The following is a 13,938-nucleotide window of genomic DNA, read 5'->3' as shown; positions in this document are numbered from 1 at the left end:
AGGACTTAAATTACTTGCTAACTTATTTAAATCTCGAAAAGGTGGCGCGTACCCAAAGCTTTCGCTTAATTAATCACTTCGTGATTAATTGGCGCTAGTTGGGTGGTAATATAATTCGTAGACTTTCCCATAGCGCCTGAGGCAACAAAGCCGACATAAACGTCGGCCTGTTGAATAAGTATTGAAATTCAAGCATGGGGCGCTGTAGATGCGTCCAATAGTTTGCCATCAGGCAAACAATGACGCATCTACTCCCATTCAATGGTACCAGGAGGTTTCGACGTGATGTCATAAACCACACGAGTGATGCCCTTAACCTCATTAGTGATGCGATTTGAAACACGAGATAAGAAAGCGTGTGGCATATCAGTCCACGTCGCAGTCATCCCATCACTTGAGTTAACCATACGAAGACAAATAACTTCTTCATATGCACGGCCATCACCTTTTACCCCAACTGTTTTTACTGGAAGTAAAACAGTTAGTGCCTGCCAAGTTGATTCGTAAAGATTATTCTTATGTAGCTCTTCAAAAAGGATTTGATCACTTTGCTGAACCTGAGCGATGCGAGTTTCAGTAAGCTCACCTAGAACGCGAATTCCAATTCCTGGCCCAGGAAATGGATGGCGATGAACCCAACCGTGCTCAAGTCCTAATTCCTCACCCATCTTTCTAACTTCATCTTTAAAAAGGTAGCGAAGTGGTTCAAGAAGCTTGAGATTCATTCTCTCAGGTAGCCCACCAACATTGTGGTGAGATTTAATTGTTACAGACTTTCCATCTTCTTCATGTGGAGAAATTGATTCAATAACGTCTGGGTATAAAGTACCTTGAAGAAGGTATTCAAAATTAATTCCGTGGTTTTCTTGGTATTCTTTTACTTTCATCTCAAAGATATCAATAAAAGTTTTCCCAATGGCCTTACGCTTATCTTCAGGATCAGACTTACCTTCCAAGTTTGCCATAAACTCGGCCTTGACATCGATCACTTCAATATTAAGCTGAGTTTTTTCTTTTAGCGTTTCAATATGCTGGTAATCTTGTGGACGAAGAAGTCCATGATCAACAAAGAAGCAGTAAAGATTATCTCCGATTACCTCATGTGAAAGTTGTGCTGCGACAAGAGAGTCAACACCACCAGAGAAAGCGCATAGAACTTTTGATTTTTCAATTCCACGTACGAGCTCTTTAGCTTCTTCAAGCATCTCTGTTGCATCCCAATCTTTTTCAAGCTTGGCGATATCTTTAAAGAAGTGATTTAGGATATCCTTCCCGTGTTCGCTATGTTCAACTTCTGGGTGAAATTGTAGTCCCATCATTGGGCGCGTCGTATGCTCAATGGCCGAAACAAGTCCATTTGCTGATTCCATCACAAGATTGAAATTTTCAGGAAGTTTTGAAATATGATCAGAGTGAGACATCCAAACATTAACTTCTTCTGGAACAGCATCCATTTTAAATCCATTAATTAAATGAATCTTCGCATGGCCATACTCGCCGATTGTTCCCTTCTCAACGACACCACCAAAGTATTTACCCATAAGCTGCATACCGTAGCAAACACCTAGGATTGGGAGATTTTCATTTTCAAAGACAAAGTCATAATTTGTTTCATCTTCAAAAACTGATTGAGGGCCACCAGAAAGAACAAGAGCATTTGGTCTCTTGCCTTCACTGAAAAGTTCACGGGCCTTTTTCACAGTGATGATCTCACTTGAGTAACCTAGCTCACGTGATTTTCTTGTAATTAGTTGTGTGTACTGTGAACCAAAGTCCACGATCCAAATTTGTCTTGCACTCATATTTTTATTTCCTATTTTTCAATTTGATAATTTGGCGCTTCTTTCGTAATCATAATGTCATGTGGATGACTTTCTTTAAGAGACGCTGCCGTGATTTTCACAAACTGTGCCTTCTCTTGCATTTCAACAATTGTTGAAGCTCCAACGTAGCCCATACCACTTCTAATCCCACCATTTAATTGATAGATATTTGAAGCGAGACTTCCTCTATATGGCACCTGCCCTTCAATTCCTTCTGGAACAAGTTTTTGATCATCAACATCACCTTGGCCATAACGATCTTTTGAACCAAGCTTCATTGCTCCAAGAGAGCCCATACCACGGTAAACCTTATAAGTACGACCTTGATAAAGAACCATCTCACCAGGCGTTTCATCACAACCAGCAAACATAGAACCTAACATGACACAACTTGCACCAGCGGCAAGAGCTTTTACGATATCACCTGAGTATTTGATCCCACCGTCTGCAATGAATGGAATCCCCGCTTTAAAACAAACATCAGCACAATCCATAACGGCAGAAAGTTGAGGAACACCAATCCCTGCAACAACACGAGTTGTACAAATTGAACCAGGCCCAATTCCTACTTTTACGCCATCAACTCCAGCATCAATAAGTGCTAAGCAAGCTTCAGGTGTAGCAATATTTCCTGCGATAATATCAACACTTTGATCTTTAGGGATTAGGCCACGAACAGTTTTTACCATCCCAATTACACCTTTTGAGTGGCCATGAGCTGTATCAATAATAATACAGTCAACGCCTGCTGCAATAAGGTGCTTCGCACGCCCAACTTCCTTGTCGCCAACTCCAATGGCCGCTGCAACTCTTAGGCGCCCAAGAGCATCTTTATTTGAATTTGGAAAATTAATACGTTTTAGAATATCTTTAATTGTAATTAGACCCTTAAGCTTTCCGTTCTTACAAACAATTGGAAGCTTTTCAATTCTGTTCTTATGAAGAATTTTTTGGGCCTCATCTAATTCAATTCCCTCAAGAGCAAAAACCAGCTTCTCTTTTGGTGTCATGATATCTTTCACTTTCTGATTTAAGTTTTGTTCAAAACGAATATCACGACTTGTAAGAATACCAACAAGGTAGTTCTCTGAATCAACAACTAAAACACCAGTGATCTTATTCTTACTAGTAAGTCTAATCACTTCTTCCAGTTGCATTTCAGGATTTACTGTAATTGGATTGAGAACGACACCTGATTCAAACTTCTTCACCTTCTCAACTTCCCAGGCCTGATCTTCTGGTGTCATATTCTTATGAATAACACCGATACCACCTTGTTGGGCCATAACGATTGCCGTCTTGGATTCTGTTACTGTATCCATAGCTGCTGAGACGATTGGAATATTTAAAGCAATATTACGTGAAAATTTTGTTTTTAGTGAAACATCTCCTGGCAAAACTTCTGAATAGCCTGGTTTAATTAAGACATCATCATAAGTGAGGGCCTGAGGAATTTGTGAAATAGACATACGACTGATCCCATCTAAATAGTTAAAATATAAGCAAAATAATTGCTTATATTTTAACTGAGATCATTTTTTTATCATACCGGGATTTTTTTCTTAGTAGGCTTCTTTATAATCCTGACTATAACTCTCAAGATCATTTATTAGGCTGTTTACAGCATCGCTGTGCTTTTGTTGACTTAAATACTCTCTTCTTAGTGAAGTCTCGAATACATCATTCTTAACCTCTTCATCAACTGGAGATGGAACCGATGCTGGATTACGTAATGATTGAGGTTTCTCTGGTCTAAACTTACGTTCAGGACGTACTCCTTCTTGAGGAGCTTCCCTCTCATACTCACGCTCTTTTTGCATTTGAGTAGGCGCCTTCTCTTGTGAAGCAGGAAACCTAGAGTTAGGGCCATAAACATTAACTTCGACATCAGATTTTGTTTTATAGTCTGGCTTAAATTTCTTTACGACTTTCTTCTTAGGAGCTTCTTTTGCCATCTCCTTAAGTTTTTCTTCATAGAATTGCTCAAGACGAGTTGCTCTCGCCCCACCTTCAACACCAACTGAAGCAATATCACGACGAGTTTTTACTGTATGAGATTGTCTAACAACAATTTCACCAGGTTTATTTGAAACTCTCATATCTTCTCTAAGAGTAACTGAAGCTGTCGATCTTTTAGGAGTCTTATTATAAAGCTCTTGTGAGATCTTGTTATCCTTATGTCTTGGTGCCCTTGCAACTAGAGTGCGTTCATTCATCGGCTTAACCGCAGGAAATAAAGACGTCACCGCTTCATATGCACTTGAAGAAATAGGTGTTGGAACTCTTGGCGCTCCATTTTCATAATCTTCTTTAACAAAAGAGAAACGGCCTGGGCCAACTTGCTCTTTCATAAATTCGTAAACATTATTATTAATTGTATGAGTTCCTGTAATACTTAGAATTTGTGTCTTTCCATTTTCTGGATCATAAGAAGCAATATACTCTCCACTATCATAAGAGATTGTTGCATTTACTGTTTGAAGCTGAAATTTATCATCTGTTTCTTCAATTGACTTAACCCAAACATATCCAGACTTAAGCTCAACAATTTTATTAAGCATTGAAATATAACTTGAACCTGAAACATGATATTCGTGATCAAAGTAGTCTCTAAAAACAAGTTCAGCACCTACCTCAGTAAAAATATCATCAAAGTCATAGATGAAGCTACCTGCATCCAATTTCTTAGTTTGTTGGTTACTAGTAACAAAAACATTTCCCTGCACTCTCGCAACGACGGCCCTTGGTGTTTTTGCTGCTTCGGCACCAAGAGCGAGACTTGAAATAAATGCTAAGATTAGAAAACTAGTTCTTTTTATATTTCTGTACGATTTTCTCATAGTGCCCACTTAGGATATTCCATTCAGGAGTGTTTCTATATTTCTTTCTAAATTCTTCTACTACTGCGAAGAATTCGTCTTTACGATTTTGCTTTAAATAACTCATACCTAGCCATAGCTTTGCACCTAGGTAGTATTTAGAAGTAGGATACTTCTTCGTTAAATACGTGAAGTACTTCTCACTCCAATCATAGTGCTTTCCAGACTCATAGCTTGCAACACCGGCCTGAAATAGGAAGTCAGCATCAAGCTCTTTTGAATTCGGGAAGTTCTTTGTATATGCATTGAAGAATTGCGCACTCTTTTCATAATTCTTTGAATCAAATTCTTTTTGTGCAATTGAGACCATTTCCTTAGCGTCCCACTTGTACACGTCATATTTAACGAGATCATTACTGTCCACTCGAGCAACGCTTGCAATTGTTCTCTTTGTATAACTCTCCTTCTTAGGAGCCTTATCTTTCAGTTGTGTTTCGAGATAGTAATTCTTGCTTTCAAGAGTTTTGATTTTGTAATTAGCTTGCATAAGCTTATTATTCATCTCTTGATTCTCTTTTGATAAAACTAGAATCTTGTCCTCTAACTCGTTAATGGCCTGGGCGCGTTTTTCAAAATGCTCCACATAGCTACACGATGTTAGCGACATCAATGCAAGTCCAAAGAATAAAGAATTAACGGTTTTCACTTTTTTTTCCTCGTTATTAGTACCTCTTCGCTCATCTTTTCGGATAATGGACTAAAATATTTAGCAAAATTTGCAACTACGTATTTTCAAGGATTTACCAATGTGAATGTTAAGATCTTTTCACAATGTTAAGGAAACAGCTTTTATCGTCAAATCTTTGTCAATTCCTAGATTTAGCGTCATGCTTTAGCGTATAATACCGCTAAGGTATGAAATTAATTAAGAAATTTTAAGGAAAAAATAATGTACAGAATCCTACTGGCCCTTGCCATCACCCTCTTTGCCTACGCCGATAAAACAGATTACTCAGACCTACTCAAGGCCCAGGTAACAACAATTGAAAAGGACAGTAATAAGTACTTAACAATCAACTTAAGAAATAAAGATGGTTGGCATACGTACTGGCAAAACCCAGGTGATTCAGGACTAGCAACTGAAGTTGAGTTTAAACAAGGTGGCGATAAGATCGTGCTTGATTTAGTTGAATGGCCAACACCTCATAAATTTATTGAGAAAGGTGATATTCAAACCTTTGGTCATAAAGGAGACTATACTTACTTTTATTATTTAGGAAATTCATTTGATAACGCAAAGAATTTTGAAGTCCATTTAAAGTATTTAATTTGCCACGATATTTGTATCCCACAGGAAAAGATTATTAAGGGTGACTTTGACGGCGGGATCTTTAAGTCGAAAGATAATCAGATTCAGGTAGCAAATTCAGACATGGAAAAAAGATTTAATAATCTTCCAACACTAAGAGAAACTCCGACATACCTAAACCTTCAACTAACAAAGTATGAAGGAGGACTAGCTCTCGTCTACAATATTACAGGAGACAATCAAAAGCTTAGTGCCGGACAAAATGTCTTAACACCTTATACGACAAGTCCTATTAGCTTTAAAAGAGAAGCTCTTTATAAAGACACAAAAGGAAATCACTACGGCCTCTATCAACTAGACTGGGATGGTGAATACCTAGAACCTGAGTACCCTTTACCGGCCGATGGACGTTTTGTTGAACCTCTGGCCTTTAAATTTGTTTTTAATGACCCTGTTATCGGTGAGACATACCGAGTTGATTTCGATATTAATTCATTTGGCACAAACGAAGAATCTTTCAAAACATTCTATTCGCGTCTGACTAAAGTTAATAATGACAAAGCTGTTCAAGACGTAAAGATTGTCAGTAACGAGGAAGGCTCTTCTTCCCTACCTTACTTTTTACTAATGGCATTTATTGGTGGTTTGATCTTAAATATTATGCCTTGTGTACTGCCTGTTATTTCTTTAAAACTATTTGGGCTTATAAAGCATTCAAATGAAAGCCGTTCAAAAATATTAAAACATAACCTATTCTACTCACTAGGTGTTCTCGCAACATTTGCGGCACTTGCTCTTACCGTTGTAGGGCTTAAGTCATCTGGAGAACAAATTGGTTGGGGCTTCCAACTTCAATCACCGATGTTTGTTGCCATCATGGTTTTTGTCATTTTCACAATGGCACTTAATCTCTTTGGGTTATTCGAATTTAAAACTCCAGGGGGAACAAAACTTGGAAATGTTGAAGTTAGGAATACTTTCTACGGAGACTTTATTAGTGGTGTCCTAGCAACAATTCTTTCAACTCCGTGCTCAGCTCCATTTCTTGGAACTGCACTGACTTTTGCTTTTTCAGAGTCTAGCACAAATATCGTTATGATCTTCTTAGCAATTGGACTCGGTTTAAGTGCTCCATTTATCCTAACAGGTATCTTTCCGGCGCTTATTCGCTTTCTGCCAAGACCAGGAATGTGGATGGATCACGTTAAGAAGCTTTTAGGGCTAACTCTTATTCTTACAGTTGTTTGGCTACTTGATGTCTACTCAGCACTTGTAGGCTCTCCTGTTGCTATGATGTACATTAATTCGGCCCTTGTTTTTACTTTCTTCCTTTTCTATATGAGAAAACATATGACGAAGAAAGTAATCACAACACTACTTATCATCGTGCCTGTTTTCTACTTAGGTTACTCAGCGATTACAACACCTCTAAATACTGGTGGAAATGGAAACTCTCTTATTGAAGATAAGAAGAGAGAAGGCCTTAATTGGACAAAGTGGACACAAGAAGAAATGAATAAGCGCATTGATCAGAAGAAGCTTACGTTTATCGACTTTACTGCCCGTTGGTGTATCACTTGTAAGGTAAATGAAAAGCTTGTCATCAATACTGATTCATTCAAAGATATGGTTGCTGAAAATCAAGTCGACCTTCTACTTGGTGACTGGACACGTAAAGATGAGGCCATTGGAAAGTGGCTAGAGTCGCAAGGAATGGTTGGAGTTCCGGCCTATTTTGTTATCAATGAAAATGGTGAATTAATTAAACTTGGTGAAACAATTACACTTGGAAAAGTAAAGAAAGCTCTAGGTGTTAACTAACCAATAAGCTTTGCAATTGCTCCTGGCGCAGTGTTTGCTTGCGCTAGGAATGCTGTTGCAGACTCCATCTTAATCGAATCCAGGGCCTTTGCCGCTGTCGCCTTAGCAATATCTGTATCTTCTATTTTTGACCTTGCCGCTTCTGAATTTTCATAATTGTGTTGTAGATTAACTGTCGTACTCTCTACCCTCTTCATTGTTGAACCTACTTTGGCACGAGAGTGAGAGATCTTATCAATTAAAGCATCGGCCGCTCCCATCGCTGACCTTGCCCCTTCTTTTGTAAGAACATTTTGATTGAGTAATTTGCGATTAGAAGTCATGACATCACTGATATTATATTTAATACGATCATTTTTTTCAGAGTTACGAATTCCAATTTGCATCTCTAAATCACGGCCACCATTTAAAAGCTTTGTTCCATTGTATTCTGCATTCTCTTGAATACGAATGATTTCACGAGCAAGCTGTTTAAATTCACGATTTGTATTAATACGGTCACTGTCATTATAGGTATCAGTGGCCATTTGAATTGAAAGCTCTTTTAGGCGTATTGCGATATCTTGCATACTCCCCATCGTTGCATCTGCAACTTCAAGCATTGAAAAGCTATCATTTGAATTTCGCTGGGCCTGGAGATTGGAACGGTTTTGGGCCGTCATCTTAAGAGATATCGCTGCACCGGCCGGATCAATTGCGGCCTGATAAATGCGCTTTGCACCTGCTAGTTTGCGAACCTCACTCGTTTGGTGATCGTTCACTTCACCTAGCATCCTTTGCGCCAGCTGTGATGTGACATTAGTCCCTACTCTCATCCCTGAAGACTATCCTTTAAATTTTGAGATCCCTTTCCACCATGAAAGAGTCTACTACTTAAAATTTATCGGAAAAAAATGCCCAAAGTTTATACGTCTGAGTAAAAAACTTTGGGCACATGTTTAGTTTGAATTGAGAGTTAAATTAACCTAGTACTTTAGTATCTTATTTAACTAGCTTGCAATTTTTTGGTCGCGATACCAGTTTTTAAAAGCAACTAAGACATCAGAAGCTGCTTGGTATACATTATCTCCTTTGGCCTTTTTGTGGAACTGATGCTTGTGACCGTTTACATTGGCCGAGAATACATATTCTGGACCTTTCTTATCGGCCACGAACTGAATATGACCCACATTCCTAAAGTCGTTTGAAATTCCCTTTAACTTTTTAGCTACATAATTCTCAAAAGCAGCTGAGTGATCAACGTTATGAAAGCTTAGTTCGTAGTTCATAGGACCTCCAATTTTTTCCTGTGTTCCTCTATGGATATATAATATCAGGCCAGCACAATTAATTATCTGAGCTATGTTAGATTTCTGTAAAATTCTCTAAAAGTAATAAATTGTTTGAATTGAGCATATCTGATCAAAATATTTTAGTGTTCTCATGGCCCCATTTTTATAATAAAATTAATATGTTTTATAATAAAGGAGACGCAATGCGCTTATATGAATACATCCAACAGGGTGGTCTAATTATGTATATTCTACTATTTATCAATGTAGTGGGATGGGCAATCATGTTATCAAAAGCTTATTTTCTTTCAGTAGAGATGAAAATGACGGCACAGACATCAAATGATATTCAAAAGAAAATCAAAGATAATGGTGAGCACATGGATACTTCATCAACTATCGAGATTGCAAAGCAATATCTGGCCGGACATATTATGAATGTTGAAAAAGGTCTAAACACAGTTAAGATTATTGCTACGATTTCACCTCTTCTTGGACTTCTTGGAACAGTTGTTGGTGTACTTACGGCCTTCCATGTAATGTCTGAAACGGGACTTTCAAATCCAGCATCATTTGCTCAAGGTATTTCAATGGCACTTATTACAACTGTTGGTGGAATGATCGTTGCAATTCCTCACTTTGTTGGTCACAACTACCTACTGGGTTCAGTAGATAAACTAGAGACAAAGCTTGAAAAAGAAATTATGGAAAAAGTTCTATGAGTTCTCGCACAAAAAGAACAAGACAAGAAGCAAATGCTGACATCACCCCATTAATTGACGTCGTCTTTCTACTTTTAATTTTCTTTATGACTTCGACTGTATTTAAGAAGTCTGAGCTTGCACTTCTATTAAATCTACCAAAAACAGAATCAGGAGAACAAGCATCTGCAGATTCTAAAGTATTAACAATTGAATTATCTAAAGAAGAAGTTGCCATCGCTGGTAAGAAGTACACTGTCGATCAGCTTGATACAGAACTTGCGGCCATTAAAGATAAGAATAAGCCGATTGATCTTAGAGTTGATCAGGAAGTTCAATACTCGAGGCTAGTGCGTATTTTAGATGTTCTAAAGAAATACAGCTTAACTAACCTCTCATTAATTACTGAAAAGTAGATTTAGAAAAACCTTACATAGAAGAATACAAATCAATTAAATTCTGGGCCGTCTTACGACGATGAAATTTTTCAACGAAGTTACGGCCCTCTTCTACCATCTCAAAAGCAAGATCTGAATTCGTAAGAACATTAACAATTTGCTCACTCATCTCATGCTTATCTTTAGGATCGATATAAATCGTATTTGGGCCACCGGCTTCAGGGAATACAGATCCCTTAGAAGTGATGACAGGAGTCTTTGAAAAAAGAGCTTCAATGATTGGGATACCAAAACCTTCAAAGAAAGAAGGAAAAACAAATAAGTCGCTTCGCTGGTAAAATGCCGGAAGGTCATCGTTAGTCACATTTGATAAAATCATGATGCGATCTTCAAGGCCTTTTGAGTGAATGTAGCTTTCAATTTCTTTCTTATAACTACCACCATTTCCAATAATAACAAGCTTATGATTAATTGATTTTTTAATATCAGCATAGGCCTTAACGAGAGTTAGAACATTCTTATTTGGCTCGATTGCTCCAACATAGAGAATGAACTTGTCATTAACGCCATAGCGCTCAACTGTTGCAACTTGTTTCTCAACAGGGATAGGAGAATAAAAACGTGGATTACATGTTTGATAAACTACTTTAATTTTATTTGGGTCACAACCAAGATAATTTATTAAATCACTCTTCGTTTGCTCACAAATTGCTAGAACAACATCTGCAACTTCCGTAGCATATTTAATTTTTCGAAGATAGACCTGACGATCAAGCCACTTGAAATTTTCAGGAAAACGCATAAAGAGAAGATCGTGAATTGTCACGACACTCTTAATTCCAGTCTTCTCAATTCCATTTGGTAGCTCATGTGATAGGCCATGGAAAATATCAATTTCTAATTTCTTTGCTTCATCTGCAACCTTAAATGATCGCCATGCTGCTGGGAATTTCTTTGACCAAAAATCACTAGGCTTAACAATATTTAAATTATCGTATTGATCTAACCAGTGGATGGCCCTAGGGTCATCAAATTCTGGTGTAAAAAGATAATATGAGTTCTGTGTGTGATAGCGACTTAAACTTGCAATGAGGTCTCTTGAGTAATTCCCAAGGCCTCTGAAGTTATGAAATGCTCTCTTTGCATCAAATCCAATTTTCATTTGATTAGTATAAGGGAAAGGCAACTATTTGCCTATCCCTCACTTGGAACTTTTATCACTTGTCCCGCATATAAAGCAGATCCTGAGATATCATTTACTTTTTTAATCGTACCGATTGAAGTCTTAAATTTTCTAGCGATTGCAGTTAAGTTATCACCACGACGAACGCGGTATCTCTTATAGGCCACACTTGATGGTACTCTCGTTGTCGAAATCTTTAATCTTTGCCCAATGAAGATACGGCTAGACTTAAGGTTATTTAAAGATTTAATTTTCGAAACACTTACACCGTATTTGCGAGCTATGTCAGAAAGGTTATCACCTCGACTAACCTTATGTGTAACAATCTCACCTTTTGAATGATACTTAAGTCTTTGACCCACAAGAATCTTTGATCCTCTGATACCATTAATTCTCTTTAGATCAGTTACTCTAACACCAAGACGATTTGCAATAATTGATAGGTTGTCACCACGTCTTACTTTATAGACACCGTTTGACTTCTTACCATTTGAAGAGCTTGCAACTTTAATATACTTGCGAGTTTCGTACTCTGCTAAAGAATCATAGTCCGTAAAGTCTTTAGAAGGTAGGAAAATACTTTGCGCATGTCTTCTCTTTACCTTCACCCATTTTCTTTTTAAGTCTGGGTTTAGAACTTTTAATGTTTTAACATCAACACCTTGAGCGCGTGCTAATTTATATAAGTCAAAAGATCCTCTAACATTTAGCTGCTTAACTTTTTCAAATGGACTATCTTTTGATTCAGTTATTTTCATCCCATATTTTGCTGCATTATTATAGATCTCACGAACAGCAGCAACTTTTGGAACATAGTAAATTGTTTCTGTAGGAATAAGCTTACGAGAGACAAGCTTCATATAATCACGAGTCTTACCTTTTCTGATTGCTCTGATAATTCCATACTCACCTTTGTTATACGCTACAAGAGCAAGCTCCCAAGAACCAAAGATATTATAAAGATCTTTGAAGTACTGGGCCGCGGCCTCTGTTGATTTGATGATATGAGTTCTTTCATCAACATAACTATCAACTCTTAGCTTATATCTCTTACCTGTCGCCTTGATAAACTGCCATGGGCCAACTGCTGCGGCCTTAGACTTAATAAAAGTGTTATAACCTGATTCAATTAGGCCGACGAAGAATAGATCCTCTGGAATCCCATGAGAACGCATAATTTTTTCAATCACATTACGGTAGCGGGCACCATTATTAACATAGCGTAGAAAGAGGTCCCTTTCTTTTTCAGTAAAATACTTTACCCAAAAGTCAAAGTGCTTTTGATGATAGTGAAGCTCAAGCTTATCCATATTATTAATGGTATAGGCCTTTACACTCCCGACATCTTTTGATTTATACTTTACGACTTCCTTTACAATCACTTTTGGATTTTGTCCGGGTGCTTCACCAACATAAGTAGGCTTAACATTCGCACATGATACAAGAATAAATAAAGGTAATAAGATATTGATTTTTTTCATTGGGCTCCCAAAAAGCTTCCATACAGGTTTACTGTAATTCTACCAATTTACATATCTTACTATTTTAAATGAACACCACAATTTTTCGAGGGGGGGAATTTAATTCATATTAGACAAAATCACTTTTCCTTTTTCCCAAATAACGTGAGGTTCTGAATCATCTTTTAACTTTGTAAAACCATCAAAATCAAAATAATCAAAACCGTATGCGATATTAAAAAGAGACGCGATCCCTACTGTCGATTCAACCATACAGCCAAGCATTGTCTTTAGTCCAAGCTTCTTGGCCTGCTGTAGTTGAGCAAAGGTCTTCATAAGCCCATTTGCCTTTGATGTTTTTAGAACAACACCATGACAAAGGTCTTTAAATGGATCGAGGAATCTGTGATCTTCAATGCCTTCATCGAGAAAGACATCAATCGGTGATTTTTCTTTTAATTCTTTATATAGATCAAATTCATTACGATAGAGAGGCTGTTCAATAAAGAGAACATTCTCATCTTCAATCAGAGCTAAGTGCTCAAGTAATAAATTCAGATTATTTGCATAAGACTCATTAGCATCAAGAACGAATACACGATTTGACTCGTTAATCAGCTCAACTTGAACTGGAAAGGTCTCGTGAGTAATCTTTAGCTTGATAACACCATTAGTATCGGCCTCCTCAAGAAGCTTTCTTCCCTCTTCCAAAGAGTCAAAGACAGGAAATGAATCAAGAGACTCAACACTCTTAACAGTATTAGTTCCAAGAATTTTCCAAGGACTTAGCTCTGTTGCTCTAACGAGATAATCAAGAAATGCCGTTTCAACTCCTAGTCTTAGACGAGGAACATGAAAATCATATTGGTCAAGGTACTGAGTTAATTCATTATATTGAACGATTCCTGCCGATTCATAATCTGATGCAAATCGCTCAAGTTCTAGCTTTAAGTCTTCAATGCTAATATCTTCTTTTGAGCCGTAGCTAATCTCTCCATAACCTTTGTAATCACCATTCTTAAGTGTTACATAAATGATTTCCTTGGCCAAAACCTCAGCTCCAGAAATCTTCCATGGTTTATTTAAGTTAACTAGTCGTGTATCTATTGCCCATTCCATATTATGCCTTAAAGCGTTAAAATAATTATTAAAA

12 protein-coding genes are annotated in these 13,938 nt (G+C 37.5%); 3 read left to right on the top strand and 9 right to left on the bottom strand.

All coding sequences use genetic code 11. The features are described 5' to 3' along the window. Positions 1–248: 248 nt before the first annotated feature. The 4 genes from guaA to ABMA79_RS10025 form a co-directional block, all read right to left on the bottom strand. Positions 249–1,802: a glutamine-hydrolyzing GMP synthase gene (gene guaA, locus ABMA79_RS10040; protein WP_393092322.1), complete on the bottom strand. Its 1,554-nt coding sequence runs from the start codon at positions 1,800–1,802 to the stop codon at positions 249–251. Between the two features lie 11 nt (positions 1,803–1,813). Next, on the bottom strand, positions 1,814–3,292 hold the full coding sequence (gene guaB, locus ABMA79_RS10035) for an IMP dehydrogenase (RefSeq protein WP_393057800.1): 1,479 nt from the start codon (positions 3,290–3,292) through the stop codon (positions 1,814–1,816). Between the two features lie 93 nt (positions 3,293–3,385). Next, positions 3,386–4,663 (bottom strand): hypothetical protein, encoded by a 1,278-nt coding sequence (locus ABMA79_RS10030; protein WP_393092319.1) that lies wholly within the window; start codon positions 4,661–4,663, stop codon positions 3,386–3,388. Continuing rightward, entirely contained in the window at positions 4,629–5,348 is a 720-nt protein-coding gene (locus ABMA79_RS10025; RefSeq protein ID WP_103219163.1) for a tol-pal system YbgF family protein, read from the bottom strand. Before ABMA79_RS10025 ends, ABMA79_RS10030 begins: the two co-directional genes overlap by 35 nt. Before the next feature lie 243 nt (positions 5,349–5,591). Between ABMA79_RS10025 and ABMA79_RS10020 the strand changes: the two genes are divergently transcribed. Further along, the gene (locus tag ABMA79_RS10020) at positions 5,592–7,772 is read left to right on the top strand and encodes a cytochrome c biogenesis protein CcdA (protein WP_393092316.1); all 2,181 of its coding nucleotides are present in this window, start codon (positions 5,592–5,594) and stop codon (positions 7,770–7,772) included. On the opposite strand, the gene ABMA79_RS10015 is transcribed toward ABMA79_RS10020, so the two are convergent. Further along, on the bottom strand, positions 7,769–8,587 hold the full coding sequence (locus ABMA79_RS10015; protein WP_393092313.1) for a flagellin: 819 nt from the start codon (positions 8,585–8,587) through the stop codon (positions 7,769–7,771). The two genes, ABMA79_RS10020 and ABMA79_RS10015, sit on opposite strands and share 4 nt — an antisense overlap. A 174-nt stretch (positions 8,588–8,761) precedes the next feature. Next, complete coding sequence (locus tag ABMA79_RS10010) at positions 8,762–9,040, bottom strand: HPF/RaiA family ribosome-associated protein (protein ID WP_392860072.1); 279 nt, start codon at positions 9,038–9,040, stop codon at positions 8,762–8,764. Positions 9,041–9,246: 206 nt separating this feature from the next. On the opposite strand from ABMA79_RS10010, the gene ABMA79_RS10005 reads away from it, so the two are divergent. Together ABMA79_RS10005 and ABMA79_RS10000 are read left to right on the top strand one after the other, a co-directional pair. Next, entirely contained in the window at positions 9,247–9,765 is a 519-nt protein-coding gene (locus tag ABMA79_RS10005) for a MotA/TolQ/ExbB proton channel family protein (RefSeq protein ID WP_392860071.1), read from the top strand. Further along, positions 9,762–10,160: an ExbD/TolR family protein gene (locus ABMA79_RS10000; RefSeq protein WP_392860070.1), complete on the top strand. Its 399-nt coding sequence runs from the start codon at positions 9,762–9,764 to the stop codon at positions 10,158–10,160. The genes ABMA79_RS10005 and ABMA79_RS10000 overlap by 4 nt, the downstream gene beginning before the upstream one ends. 13 nt (positions 10,161–10,173) lie before the next feature. Here ABMA79_RS10000 and ABMA79_RS09995 read toward each other — a convergent pair whose 3' ends face one another. The 3 genes from ABMA79_RS09995 to ABMA79_RS09985 all read right to left on the bottom strand — a co-directional run bounded on the left by ABMA79_RS09995 (position 10,174) and on the right by ABMA79_RS09985 (position 13,904). Then, positions 10,174–11,304: a glycosyltransferase family 4 protein gene (locus ABMA79_RS09995; protein ID WP_392860068.1), complete on the bottom strand. Its 1,131-nt coding sequence runs from the start codon at positions 11,302–11,304 to the stop codon at positions 10,174–10,176. A gap of 32 nt (positions 11,305–11,336) precedes the next feature. Beyond that, complete coding sequence (locus tag ABMA79_RS09990; protein WP_393092310.1) at positions 11,337–12,806, bottom strand: LysM peptidoglycan-binding domain-containing protein; 1,470 nt, start codon at positions 12,804–12,806, stop codon at positions 11,337–11,339. A gap of 99 nt (positions 12,807–12,905) precedes the next feature. After that, on the bottom strand, positions 12,906–13,904 hold the full coding sequence (locus tag ABMA79_RS09985; RefSeq protein WP_393092307.1) for an enolase C-terminal domain-like protein: 999 nt from the start codon (positions 13,902–13,904) through the stop codon (positions 12,906–12,908). Positions 13,905–13,938: the final 34 nt, after the last annotated feature.

The sequence above is a fragment of the Halobacteriovorax sp. HFRX-2_2 genome, assembly GCF_043196705.1.
Lineage (GTDB): Bacteria > Bdellovibrionota > Bacteriovoracia > Bacteriovoracales > Bacteriovoracaceae > Halobacteriovorax_A.
Note: the sequence above shows the minus strand (reverse complement) of the source record. Positions and strands in the feature narration are given on the sequence as shown.

Bases quoted from the DNA above. Each gene is read 5' to 3' on its own strand.
- guaA (WP_393092322.1), bottom strand. From the start codon at position 1,802: ATGAGTGCAAGACAAATTTGGATCGTGGACTTTGGTTCACAGTACACA.
- guaB (WP_393057800.1), bottom strand. From the start codon at position 3,292: ATGTCTATTTCACAAATTCCTCAGGCCCTCACTTATGATGATGTCTTA.
- ABMA79_RS10030 (WP_393092319.1), bottom strand. From the start codon at position 4,663: ATGAGAAAATCGTACAGAAATATAAAAAGAACTAGTTTTCTAATCTTA.
- ABMA79_RS10020 (WP_393092316.1), top strand. From the start codon at position 5,592: ATGTACAGAATCCTACTGGCCCTTGCCATCACCCTCTTTGCCTACGCC.
- ABMA79_RS10015 (WP_393092313.1), bottom strand. From the start codon at position 8,587: ATGAGAGTAGGGACTAATGTCACATCACAGCTGGCGCAAAGGATGCTA.
- ABMA79_RS10010 (WP_392860072.1), bottom strand. From the start codon at position 9,040: ATGAACTACGAACTAAGCTTTCATAACGTTGATCACTCAGCTGCTTTT.
- ABMA79_RS10005 (WP_392860071.1), top strand. From the start codon at position 9,247: ATGCGCTTATATGAATACATCCAACAGGGTGGTCTAATTATGTATATT.
- ABMA79_RS10000 (WP_392860070.1), top strand. From the start codon at position 9,762: ATGAGTTCTCGCACAAAAAGAACAAGACAAGAAGCAAATGCTGACATC.
- ABMA79_RS09995 (WP_392860068.1), bottom strand. From the start codon at position 11,304: ATGAAAATTGGATTTGATGCAAAGAGAGCATTTCATAACTTCAGAGGC.
- ABMA79_RS09990 (WP_393092310.1), bottom strand. From the start codon at position 12,806: ATGAAAAAAATCAATATCTTATTACCTTTATTTATTCTTGTATCATGT.
- ABMA79_RS09985 (WP_393092307.1), bottom strand. From the start codon at position 13,904: ATGGAATGGGCAATAGATACACGACTAGTTAACTTAAATAAACCATGG.